General features: G+C 33.1%; 12 protein-coding genes. 5 read left to right on the forward strand and 7 right to left on the reverse strand.

The window, feature by feature from the left end; genetic code table 11:
* Window positions 1–6 precede the first annotated feature (6 nt).
* Window positions 7–561: a DUF4251 domain-containing protein gene (locus EV196_RS12935; protein ID WP_165876168.1), complete on the forward strand. Its 555-nt coding sequence runs from the start codon at window positions 7–9 to the stop codon at window positions 559–561.
* 203 nt (window positions 562–764) lie between these two features.
* Here EV196_RS12935 and EV196_RS12940 read toward each other — a convergent pair whose 3' ends face one another.
* From EV196_RS12940 to EV196_RS12960, 5 genes are all read right to left on the reverse strand, one after another.
* Window positions 765–1,925: an iron-containing alcohol dehydrogenase gene (locus EV196_RS12940; protein WP_132218195.1), complete on the reverse strand. Its 1,161-nt coding sequence runs from the start codon at window positions 1,923–1,925 to the stop codon at window positions 765–767.
* Between the two features lie 35 nt (window positions 1,926–1,960).
* Entirely contained in the window at window positions 1,961–2,593 is a 633-nt protein-coding gene (locus EV196_RS12945) for an NAD(P)H-dependent oxidoreductase (RefSeq protein WP_132218196.1), read from the reverse strand.
* A gap of 19 nt (window positions 2,594–2,612) precedes the next feature.
* Window positions 2,613–3,278: an NAD(P)H-binding protein gene (locus EV196_RS12950; protein WP_132218197.1), complete on the reverse strand. Its 666-nt coding sequence runs from the start codon at window positions 3,276–3,278 to the stop codon at window positions 2,613–2,615.
* A gap of 7 nt (window positions 3,279–3,285) precedes the next feature.
* Window positions 3,286–3,864, reverse strand: coding sequence for a TetR/AcrR family transcriptional regulator (locus tag EV196_RS12955; RefSeq protein WP_132218198.1), 579 nt, complete (start codon window positions 3,862–3,864; stop codon window positions 3,286–3,288).
* A 245-nt stretch (window positions 3,865–4,109) separates the two neighbouring features.
* Window positions 4,110–4,679 carry an acetate uptake transporter gene (locus tag EV196_RS12960; protein ID WP_132218199.1) on the reverse strand — a complete coding sequence of 190 codons (570 nt, stop codon included), beginning with the start codon at window positions 4,677–4,679 and terminating at the stop codon, window positions 4,110–4,112.
* 285 nt (window positions 4,680–4,964) lie between these two features.
* Here EV196_RS12960 and EV196_RS12965 point away from each other — a divergent pair, with 285 nt between their 5' ends.
* Complete coding sequence (locus EV196_RS12965) at window positions 4,965–5,597, forward strand: dioxygenase family protein (RefSeq protein ID WP_132218200.1); 633 nt, start codon at window positions 4,965–4,967, stop codon at window positions 5,595–5,597.
* A 144-nt stretch (window positions 5,598–5,741) separates the two neighbouring features.
* Here the strand turns inward: EV196_RS12965 and EV196_RS12970 are convergent, their stop codons facing one another.
* On the reverse strand, window positions 5,742–7,118 hold the full coding sequence (locus EV196_RS12970; protein ID WP_132218201.1) for a right-handed parallel beta-helix repeat-containing protein: 1,377 nt from the start codon (window positions 7,116–7,118) through the stop codon (window positions 5,742–5,744).
* Window positions 7,119–7,497: 379 nt separating this feature from the next.
* Here EV196_RS12970 and EV196_RS12975 point away from each other — a divergent pair, with 379 nt between their 5' ends.
* Window positions 7,498–8,004 carry a peroxiredoxin-like family protein gene (locus EV196_RS12975; protein ID WP_132218202.1) on the forward strand — a complete coding sequence of 169 codons (507 nt, stop codon included), beginning with the start codon at window positions 7,498–7,500 and terminating at the stop codon, window positions 8,002–8,004.
* Between the two features lie 166 nt (window positions 8,005–8,170).
* Here the strand turns inward: EV196_RS12975 and EV196_RS12980 are convergent, their stop codons facing one another.
* A complete protein-coding gene (locus EV196_RS12980) occupies window positions 8,171–9,571 on the reverse strand; it encodes an NAD-dependent succinate-semialdehyde dehydrogenase (RefSeq protein ID WP_132218203.1) in 1,401 nt (466 codons plus the stop codon).
* A gap of 222 nt (window positions 9,572–9,793) precedes the next feature.
* Between EV196_RS12980 and EV196_RS12985 the strand changes: the two genes are divergently transcribed.
* Together EV196_RS12985 and EV196_RS12990 are read left to right on the forward strand one after the other, a co-directional pair.
* Entirely contained in the window at window positions 9,794–10,792 is a 999-nt protein-coding gene (locus tag EV196_RS12985) for a metal-dependent hydrolase (RefSeq protein WP_132218204.1), read from the forward strand.
* A gap of 243 nt (window positions 10,793–11,035) precedes the next feature.
* Window positions 11,036–12,043 carry an LLM class flavin-dependent oxidoreductase gene (locus tag EV196_RS12990; protein ID WP_132218205.1) on the forward strand — a complete coding sequence of 336 codons (1,008 nt, stop codon included), beginning with the start codon at window positions 11,036–11,038 and terminating at the stop codon, window positions 12,041–12,043.
* Window positions 12,044–12,207 lie beyond the last annotated feature (164 nt).

Consider the following 12,207-nt stretch of genomic DNA (forward strand, 5'->3'; position numbering starts at 1 on the left):
ATAAAAATGAAGTTTTTTTATCTTTTTGTTAGTTTAAGTATTTTAACGATGGTATCGTGTAAATCGCAAAAGCCTATAATGTCTCAAGCAGATATGGATGCTTTCAATACTTTAGTGAAAAGCCAACACTATGAAATTGAGTCCGATTGGTTATATCCTCATGCTTCCATGGCTTTACAGCAGGTTTTAAATTCTGGGGTTTTACCAGCAGGTAACAACGCCAATAGCATTAGTTTAGGTGGTAACTCTAATTTTTTAAAGATTTCAGGCGACAGTATTTCATCTTACTTACCTTATTATGGTGAACGACAAATGAGCGTGGATTATGGAGGTAGAGATAGCACTATTGAGTTTGATGGTACCGTAAATAATTACCAAATTGAACAAAACAAAGACATGAGCTATACCATTACTTTTGATGCGAAAAGTAATTTTGAAGGTTTCAAAGTTTTTATAAAATTAAGTCCGAATTTAAAAAGTGATATGACTATTAGTGGAAACACTCGCAGCAGCATACGATACACTGGAACAGTAAAACCAATAGTAGAGGATGAATTATAAATTAGCTATATTTTAAATAATTTATTAAGGAGATTTTGAAAAACATAAAAGAGGCTGTCTGGAAAGTGTAACTATCAGGACTTTCGAAATATTTCAACTTATTGATAATCAATACCGGTATCGACAAGTTCAACCTGACAAAGTAAATATAACACACTTTTCAGACAGCTTTTTTTTTATAATAACTTTTTACTATTTAGGCATCAATAGGCCATTTTTACTATTTTTTCAACCTTATCTGGTGATAAATTTTGATGCTCACCTAAACCTAACCAACCACGTTCTGTAAAGCGTTTGGATATTTTTTCAGCGGTTCCTTCGTAATCCTTAGTATAATCTGATAGTTTTGTATCGATTCCTAATTCGTTAAAAAATGCTTCAGTTTTTTCAATGGCAGCATAGGCTTTATCATCGGTAGTACCTTCAGTAACATTCCAAACTCGTTCAGCATATTGTGCTAATTTTTCTTTTTTAGTTTCAAAATTAAATTTGTAATGGCTAGGTGCAATTACAGCTAAAGTACGTGCATGATCGATACCAAATAAAGCGGTTAATTCATGTCCCATAGCGTGTACCGCCCAATCTGTTGGCACACCTTTTTGTATTAATCCGTTTAAAGCCATAGTACAACTCCACATAAAATTGGATGCTGATTTATAGTCCGTTGGATCTTTTATAACCTTTGCAGCCACCTCTATTAATGTCTGCATGATGCTTTCAGCAAAACGATCTTGTAATAAAGCCCCAATTGGGTAGGTCATATATTGTTCTAAAACATGCGTAAAAGCATCGGTAATGCCATTTACCAATTGACGTTCTGGAATAGAAGCAATCACTTGTGGGTCTAGTATGGAAAACTGAGGGAATAAACCGGGGCCGCCCATAGCTAATTTTTCTTTAGTTTCTTCACGAGTAATGACGGCTCCAGAATTCATTTCCGATCCAGTGGCAGGTAAGGTTAATACGGTTCCAAAAGGCATACCCGTTTCCGTTCTAATACTTTTTGACAAAATATCCCAAGGTGAATCTCCATCAAATAAAGCTGCAGATGATAAAAACTTAGTACCATCTATCACAGAACCACCTCCAACGGCTAATAAATAAGTTATTTTTTCATCCTTTATAACTTTTAAAGCTTTCATTAAAATGGCATATTCTGGGTTGGCAGGAATACCACCAAATTCTATAACCGTATGTTTTGATAAAGCTGATTTTACTTGCTCGTAAATACCATTTTTTTTAATACTTCCGCCGCCGTAAAGCAATAATACTTTTGCTTCTTGAGGGATTTCAGTTGTTAATTTTTCTATTGTGTTTTTACCAAAAATGATTTTGGTAGGGTTTTTAAATTCAAAATTGTTCATCTTATTTTATTAAAATTATGAATGAAGTGTTTAATTTATTCAATTACAGTTACCAAATCTTCCATTGGTTTTCTAACCTTAACCAGATTTACTAACCAATCTTTATCTTCTTGTCTGTAACCAATTGGCAATAACACAGCACTGCGCAAACCTTTTTCACGTAAGTTTAAAATTTCATCTACCGCAGTAGGGTCGAAGCCTTCAATAGGCGTTGCATCTAAACCTTCAAAAGCGGCAGCAATAATAGCTTGAGAAAATGCGATATACGCTTGTTTTGCAGCATGGTTAAAGTTTACTTCGGCATCTTTTTGCGGGTATGCATTTAATAGCATTTGACGGTAGTTTTCCCATCCTTCATTTTTAAACCCACGAATTTCGTTTGTTAAATCAAACATATAGTTAATACGCTCGACAGTGTAAGTGTCCCAAGCAGCAAAAACGAGTAGGTGAGAGCAGTCTGTAATAACAGATTGATTCCAAGCTACAGGTTTTATTTTTTCCTTAATCGATTGGTTTTTAATGACGATAATTTCAAAAGGTTGTAATCCACTTGATGTTGGAGCTAATCGAGCAGCTTCTAAAATACGAGCTATTTTATCTTCAGGTACTTTTTTACCATTCATTGCTTTTGCAGCATATCTCCAATTCAATTTATCTAATAATTCCATGTAATTACTTGTTTTTAATTTAATTTCTTTCTGATAGTTTTTTTATATTATTTGAACTAATAATCACTTGATCACTACTTCTACCATTGGCCAAATTTATCATGCATTGTGCAATATCCTCTGGCTCAATTATTTTGTACTGTTTTAATTTGCCTATAAATAAAGGCTCGATAACTTTAAAAATGCTTAAACTTATTTTTTCTAATAGCCGTTTTTCTTTACGGTCTCCACCAATTAAAGAAGGTCTTAAAACAAAGGTGTTTTTAATGTGTTGTTGCAGGACGCCTTCTTCCATTTCACCTTTTGTTTTATTGTAAAACACACTGCTTTTTGCATGAGCTCCCATGGCAGAGATTACTAAGAATGTTGGTATATTATTTTCTTTTGATAATTTTGCAGCAGCAACAGGTATACCGTAATCTATTTGTTTATAAAGTGATTTATCTGGTGTTTTTTTTGCTGTAGTGCCAATACAACAATACACCTCATCTGCTATAAAATCTTGTTTGAATTGATTGAGATTTAAAAGATCTCCAATAAATTGTGTTACTTTATTAGGTAATCCACCAATTTTTGAACGTGAAAATAATTTGATGCTTTCATATCTATCATCTTCAATTAATTTTTGAAGTAATATTTTACCGGTTAAACCAGTTGCACCTAAAATAATAGCTGTTTTTTTCATCTTATTTTTAAACTTTTATACTATTCCAAGCAGCTTGATAAGCTTGTTCTATATGTTTTTTATCTAATTGAAATGCGCCACGCTTTTGAGCTATCATTAAAAATGACAAGGGATTTATGGAATAAGCATATAACAAATAATCTGACAAAGGTTTTATAACACCTTCTTTCTTGCCACGTTCCCATAAGTCGAGTAGGGGTTGTAGGTGCTTAATCCCTTCTTGTCTACTTGGTTCGTCAATCATGGGTGTGTTATCACATTGTGCTAAAAACATGGCTTCTTCACACTCTTTAAGCTTAAAATCGGCAATACGCTTCCATATTATTTCAAACCCTTCAGAAACGGACATGCTTTCATTATAAGTTTCAAACGCATATTTTGTGTATTCAGCTTTTACATCTATATAAGTTTGATTCACTAAATCTTGCTTATTTTCAAAGTATAAATAGATGGTAGCAGGAGAAACATTAGCCATTTTAGCAATTTTACTCATGGGCGTAGCATGAAAACCATTGTTGTTAACTAACTCAATGGTAGCCTTAACTAATGCGTTACGCTTATCGATGCTTTTTTGAAGTTTTGCCATTTCATTTAAATTCTAATGCAAATGTAACTATAAAAATGAACGTTCATTCTTTTTTTTGCATAGATTTAACTTATTGAGGTATTATGGCTTTAATAGATTAAATAAAAAAAGAAGTGCATACATTCCAGATAAATGGATGTAGTAAACTGAATATTGAAAATTAAAAAGAAAATTGGTGATAAAAAAAACACCCATTTTAACTTCGTTTAAAAAATTAAAATGGGTATTAAATATGTGAATTTAAATTAGTTAACCTTTAACCAAGGTTTTCCAACTTTTAGTAGTTGTTTGCCAGACACATCATTAATAATAATAGCGGCCATCATATACCAAGCAGATAGGGCACATGCAATTAAAACATAAGCGGCAAAAGTAGTTGCTTCCGGAAAGCCAAAATGAGCTAAATCTAACAAAATAAAACCTATAGCTAAAGTGCTAAATGTAAAGGCCATAGCAGTATGAATAAATAAAGACCCAATCCAAAAAATAATAGTTAATAAAGTCCAAGCTATTAGATAATATCCAACATCGGTTTTTGAAGAAGTGTAAATTTCAAAATGGTTTAGTATCCAAATAATGCCTAATCCAATCCAAAAAGAGCCATAACTTGAAAAAGCAGCAAACCCAAAGTTGTTACCCGTTTTTTGTTCCATAAAGCCAGCAACTAATTGTGCTAATCCTCCAAAAACAAATCCCATGGCTACAACAGGTCCTAAACCGCACCATCCTAAATTGTGAAATTGTAATAATAAGGTCGTTAATCCAAAACCTGCCAAACCTACAACCGCAGGGTTTCCTAATTTTATAGTATTCATTTATATATTTTTTAAAATCGAGCAAAAATACCAACTTAATCTTAATTCATATTATGATTTTTATCAGTTCATATTATAAATTTTCGTCAAAGCAATAACGTTGGTTTTTTTATTATTGTTGCATAAAATTCAAAAATATAAAATAACTGCTTGCCTCTTGTAGAGTTCATTTGTATTTCATCGACATTTAGTCTTTTTAACGAAAATTTTTAGATTTCATAAGGTTTTTAATTTACTAATGAATCAAATTATCTAATTTTAAACTAATTAAAATCCCTCACGTTCATGCAAAATCTAACAAAATTAAGCCTTGTTGTCGCTTATATAAGCACAATTTTTACATTAAATGCCCAAGAATACACCAGTACTTTAGAAAATGTATCTGTTAATCAAAAATCACATAATCCCATTTATGATGTTTCTGAAGAGCAACTAAACAACACAGATACCATTCCAGATTTCGATATAAAACCCAATAAACTTAAAATTTCGGGTACCATTTATCAAAGTGATGGAAAAACACCAGCTAAAGATGTTGTTCTGTTCATATACCAACCAGATGAAAATGGCGATTATGAAATTAAGAAAGATGCTAACCGTAAACGTTACGTATACCACCGCTCTTGGGTAAAAACAGATGCCGATGGGCATTATACCTTTTATACCTTTATGCCAGGAAAATATTTACGAAGTAAAGAACTAAAACAAATACACCGCGTTATTAAAGAACCAGGAAAAGCAGAATATGATATGGCCTCTTTTTTCTTTAACGACGATCCGCTAATACCAGAATTAACCCTAGCATGTCGTGCTAAAGCTGTTCCAAGTATGCTTAGACTTGAAAAAGAAGGGGACATGATTGTAGCAAAAAAAGATATTAAACTTAGATCTTCTAAATCAACGGCATACGAACAATAATGTTTTTATTCCTTGTTGCAAATAAATGTAGTGTATTGAAACTATTCAATACCAGTTTTTATGCAATGTAATACCATAAGTACTAAATATATAAATGAATTACCTAACACCCGTGGGTCGATGGTAATTCATTTTTTTTTTTTTCTACCAACCATCAAGCACACATTGCATGGTATATGGGTTAGTTTCAAATAATGGTAGGTCTTGAAGCTCATCACCTAAATAATTACCGCTTGCAAAACCTGTCGCATTTTTAAAACGGTACGACCAGCAGTACCTTAAACTAGGATGCGCTTCGGAATAAGTAACCAAATTATCAACTAATGTGACATTTTCGAAATCGCTAAATGCCATAAAGTAACCTAAAAATTGGTTACGGCGTACATCGGCATCAGAGCTATCATACATATACATACCACAACTATTACATACATTTTCATGTACATAAGTAGCCCTGTTGTGTCCTTTATCACCACCGCTAGAGTATTGAATATAACCTAACCTGCCGTTTACTGAACCCGTAGTCATACTAATGGTGTTTCTTGCTATAATATTATGAGTTTTATGCCAACTTACTATAGGGCCATCTACATAGGTACTGCCTTCACCTTGTTCCATAACATTGTCTAGAATATAGACGTTTTCACCTGTAGCATTCACGATATCTCCACCTGTATTATGATGAAAATAATTATTTTGAATCAAAATATCTTCATCTACGCGTCCTGGACCTTCAATATCAATTCCAAATTGTGGACTCGTCCCCTTTATATGATGAATTTCATTGTTTGTAATTTTAATACGAATACCACCTACAATAGAAATACCTTGGCGCCTGTTATTATAAATATTATTCTTGGTAAAGGTCACATCATTGGAATCTAAAACTAAAGAGCCATCTCCTGTTACGCTTTGTATTTCCATGTTTTCAATCAAAATATTCTTATTTTCCCAAACACAAATACCATGACCTTCATCATGTGCTGTGGCACTATCACTACTGCGTGGTGTATATACATGGGTATCTCTATCTCCTTTAATAATGCCATTTCTAACGGTAATATTGTCACCATTCAACCGGAGTACACAATAGTTCCATTTATCATTGGTTTCAATTTCTAAAACGGCACCCGTACTGAAAATAAATTCGGTGTTGCTGTAAATTTCGATACCACCTTGGTAAATATCGTTTACATCTTCACCAACTAAATAATTTCCAACTGGCAAAATTACTTTAGCAAACCCTTCATTATGCGCCCAATCGATGGCGGCTTGTAAGTTAGCGGTGGTTTTAGTTGCATCGGTTCTGTTAATGGGAATATCCCATTGCACAACATCAATTTTATATTCTAAGGTGTTGGTAAGATTGGGTGATTGTACATCAAAGCTCATGGTAGGTAAGCCATTTGCGTCTAAATCTTCGGTTTGGGTACTAGAATCGATATTATCTAATTCTTCATTGTTGCAAGCGCTAAACGTAAAAAGTAGTAAAAAGAGTAGGGCGTAGGTATAGGTTTTCATGGGGTAATAAAAAATTAGGTTTAGTATAAATTTTGGGATTTATTAAACTCTTTTCTTTTTCTTCAAAAAAAGGTTCTATTTGTTATACGAGTGAATAGGGTGTTACGGATATTACAAAAGTGTTTTTTTAAATGACTCCGTATTACTTTATAATTGTCTTCAGGTTTTACGCAAAATGAAGTTGTAATTCAATACTATTCATACAGGTTAATTTTTTTTCTTTTCAGACTAAACTCTTCTTAAAATATACAAGATATTGCAAAAAATAAATTCTATGGAAATAATACATTTCTATATTTTAAGGTATTCCTTTAAATAGAAAATAAAGCTATTTAGAAGTTATAGCCTTATTATTTTATAAATTTTAAAAACAGATATTATGATTAAACCTAGAACCGAAACCCCAGATATTACAATCAATTTAGTAGATGATACCACATGGACGCTAAGTGAACAGAATCCTTCAAATTTTACATTGCTTGTGGTTTACAGAGGAAAACATTGTCCCGTTTGTAAAAAATATTTAGAAACTCTTCAAGAATATATACCAGATTTTGAAAACAGAGGCGTAAATGTTGTGGCTATTAGTGCCGATTTAGAAGAACGCGCCAAAGCAACTTATAAGGAATGGGATATTAAAAATGTGCCATTAGGTTATGAGTTTTCTATTGAAGAAGCGCGAGCTTGGGGCTTGTATATTTCAAAGGGAATAAAAGAAGAACCAGAAGAATTTATAGAACCTGCCATATTTATAATTCGTCCAGATAGAACGTTATATGCATCTTGCATTCAAACCATGCCTTTTGCCAGACCAGAAATAGAAGCTTTAATAAAGTCCATCGATTTTGTTTTAGATAAGAAATACCCGGCTAGAGGAGAAGCTTAGTCTACATTAAAATATATAGGAGACTCTTTGAAAAATCAAACCAAGTCATTTAAGAAACGTTATGAAGTAATCTTTTATTTTCAATAAGTTAAAGGTTACTTCATTTCTAATGAGGTAAAGCATACTTTTTCACAGAGCCATTTATATTAGTAGCAATTAAATAGCGTTATAAACTTTTACTAATGACTATAGATTTGATATTAACAAATTCCTTCATTCCGAAGCCGCCATGTTCTCTTCCATAACCAGAATCTTTAACGCCTCCAAAAGGCATATTTGGGTTTGCTAAACCAAAACTGTTTATAAATACCATTCCTGTATCAAAATGATTTTGTGCTAACCTAACAGCACGTTTTTCATCTTTTGAAAAAATACCACCACCCAGTCCAAATCTACTATCATTCGCAATACGCATGGCATCTTCTTCATCTTTGGCTTTAATTAGAGAAGCTACGGGACCAAATAATTCATCATCATAAGCGGGTTGCCCAGGCTCTACGTGTTCCAATACTGTTGCAGGATAAAAGTATCCATCGGTATCAGGAATTTTTCCACCACATAAAATTTTTGCACCTTGGGTTACACTTTTCGTCACTTGTTCGTGTAATTTCTCTCTTAAATCTTGGCGTGCCATAGGACCTAATTCACTAGTGTCATTTTTAGGATTTCCTAATTTTAAATCGGACATCGCTTTTACAAATGCCGTTTTAAAGGCATCATAAATAGTGTTTACCGCTATAAAACGTTTGGCTGCAATACAGGTTTCTCCATTATTATAAATACGCCCCATAACCGACTGTTTTACGGCATTTTCAATATCGGCATCTTCTAAAATTAAATATGCATCATTACTTCCAAGTTCCATTACGGTTTTCTTTAATTCAGCACCCGCTTTTTCAGCAATAATTTTACCTGCACCTGGACTTCCTGTTAATGTGACCCCCCGGACTAATTTATTTTCAATAAGCGTATTCGATTGATCGTGGTCTATAATTAAAACAGTAAATAGTCCATCTGGCAACCCAGCATCTTTAAATATAGACTCTAACATTTTAGCAGTTCCAGTTACATTGGAGGCATGTTTTAAAAGCACGCTATTCCCCGCCATTAAATTGGTAATTGCGTATCTAATTACTTGATATGCAGGGTAATTCCAAGGCTGAATCCCATAAATAATGCCAATAGGGGCGTATGTGATAATACCATTTCCACCATCTTCTAGTTTGCGTTCTTCATTTTTTAAAATTATGGGAGCTTCAGTAGCGCAATAATTGCATATAGCAGTGCAGGTATCAACTTCTTGATGACTTTGTTTTAAAAGTTTACCCATTTCATCGGTCATCAAATTTGCCAAATCTTCTTTTCGATTTTGAAGTTCTTCTCCAATAGCCTTAACGATTTTTCCGCGGTATTCGTGGGATTGTAATCGCCAGTCTAAAAATGAATGGTGTGCATTTTTAACAATCTCTTCTATTTCCTTATTCGATATGTATTCATAAGATGACAACTCCTTTCCAGTGGCTGGGTTTATAGTTTTAAATGTTTTATTGTTAGTGTGCGTTTCCATAATTTTTTCTTTTTTCTTAAAGATATGGATACACAGCCTAGAAGTTTAGCTCATTAATAGGAGATATTGACTCTATCACAAAAAAACATTATTACGCTAGGTTATAATCGATTTATAAAATTTATGTATATCTTAATTTAAATTATAAAAATTAAAACTTTAAAATGATAATTTATTACTTAGCTTGCATATTAAAACACTCATTGCTTGACTGATTTATAGATGGATTCATTAACACAAATTGTTTTAGGAGCTGCTGTTGGAGAAGCAGTTCTTGGTAAAAAAGTAGGAAACAAGGCCATGTTATATGGCGCCATAGCAGGCACGATTCCTGATTTGGATGTGTTGGCTTCACAGGTGACAGATACGGTTACGGCGTTGGAAGTTCATAGAGGTTTTACGCATTCCATCTTTTTTTCCATAGTTGCTGGACTCATTCTAGGTTGGTTAGTTTCTAAATATGAAACGTATAAAGATGTAAAAGGTTGGTCGTGGTTATTTTTCTGGTGTTTTGTAACGCATCCTATACTAGATGCGCATACTACTTGGGGGACTCAATTATTTTGGCCTTTTGATTATAGACTCGCTTTTAAAACTATTTTTGTAATAGACCCCTTGTACACCTTGCCTTTTTTGGTGTTTTTAATATTGGCACTATTACAGAAACGAGAAGCCCCAAAAAGAAAATTTTATAACAATATGGGGCTTATGGTAAGTTCTGTTTATTTATTGCTAACCTTTTTATTGAAAGGGGTGGCATTTAAGGAGTTTAAATCAGCTTTAAAAAATCAACAGGTTGACTATGTTGATATTGAAACCAAACCAGCACCATTTAACACCATCTTATGGACAGCAAATGTAGATACGAAGGATGCATATTTAATTGGTGATTATTCGTTTTTTGATAAAAACCCCATTCATTTTGAAAGGTATCCTAAAAACCATGAGTTAATAGCACATTTAATTACTAATGAAAAAGTACAGCGCATGATTAATATATCAAAAGGCTGGTACACCATTACTAAAAAACGCGACACATTATTGTTTAATGATTTACGCTTTGGTTTATTAAGTATGAAACCAAATTCTCAAAATTTTATATTTCAATATGAAATTAAAACGAATAATTTAGGTGAAGTATCTTTTATTGAAACAGAGAAAAACAGAGCCGATGCGAAACAACTTTTAAACGATTTATGGGTGCGTGTAAAAGGTAACTAATGTATCTATTTTGTTTAAATGAAAATATAACCTTTATATATTAAATAATAACAGGTGATTGATACCTACACACATATTTTGAACAGTTCAGTTTTCTAAACAACTCAGTAAATATTAACATACTTTTAAGCCTAATAAATGTAAATTGTAAGGATTATGAACGACTGAAACCCACTAGAAATTATTAAAATTATTTAGTGATTTTATTTAAGTCACGAGTTTTATAATTATCATTATTTATTTATGAAAACACCTCATACATTATACTCCATATTAGACCTAGCTTTAGTTTCTCAAGATAATTCCCTTAAACAAACCTATAACGATGCACTTAAGTTGGCACAACATGTGGAAACCTTTGGTTACACACGGTATTGGTTGGCAGAACATCATAATGCACCCAACATTGGTAGTAGCGCTACGTCAGTATTAATAGGTTATGTGGCAGAAGGAACAAAAACCCTCCGTATAGGTTCTGGGGGTATTATGCTCCCTAATCATTCTCCTTTAATTATTGCAGAACAATTTGGTACGTTAGCATCCCTATATCCAGGGCGTATTGATTTAGGCTTAGGGAGAGCTCCTGGAACAGATAGAGAAACTGCAGAAGCCATTCGCTCTGATTTTATGCATGCGGCACATCGATTTCCTGATGAATTGGAAAAGATAGAAACTTATTTCTCTTTAGAGAATTCAGCATCTAAAGTGCGCGCTACTGTTGCAGAAGGGGTAGAGGTGCCAATTTATATTTTAGGATCTAGTACTGATAGTGCCCATTTAGCGGCTAAAAAAGGTTTGCCATATGCATTTGCTAGTCATTTTGCAACCACACATTTATGGGATGCCTTGGACATTTATCGTAAAGAATTTAAGCCTTCTCCACATTTGGAGAAACCTTATATCATGGCTGGTGTGAATGTCATTATCGCCGATACCGAGGAAGAGGCTCAACGCTTATACACCTCGCTAATCCGTATGATTATAGGCATCTTTACAGGTAAACGTGATTATGTACAACCGCCAACTGCCATGACTCAAGAGTTAAGTGAAACCATAAAACATCCACAAATACAACAGATGCTTAAATATACCTTTGTGGGTAGTAAAGCCACTGTTAAAGAACAAGTAAAAGCATTTTTAGAACAAACAAAAGCAGATGAACTTATTGCGGTAACTAATATCTATGATGTGAAAGATAGAATACGATCTTATGAATTGTTTGCAGAAATTATGAAGGAATTGAATGAATAATCTTAAATGAAATGACTATGAATGCTGGTTGTATTTCGTTTCATAAATCGTTTTAAAATCAAAATTTTCGACTCTTCTAAATTGCTTTGTTTGATTAATAAACATAATAAGAAACCCAATTGGTGGTATTCCGCATAAAGTGTGGTTATCTTTGCTCAAAAATT

Source organism: Mariniflexile fucanivorans, assembly GCF_004341235.1.
Taxonomy (GTDB): domain Bacteria; phylum Bacteroidota; class Bacteroidia; order Flavobacteriales; family Flavobacteriaceae; genus Mariniflexile; species Mariniflexile fucanivorans.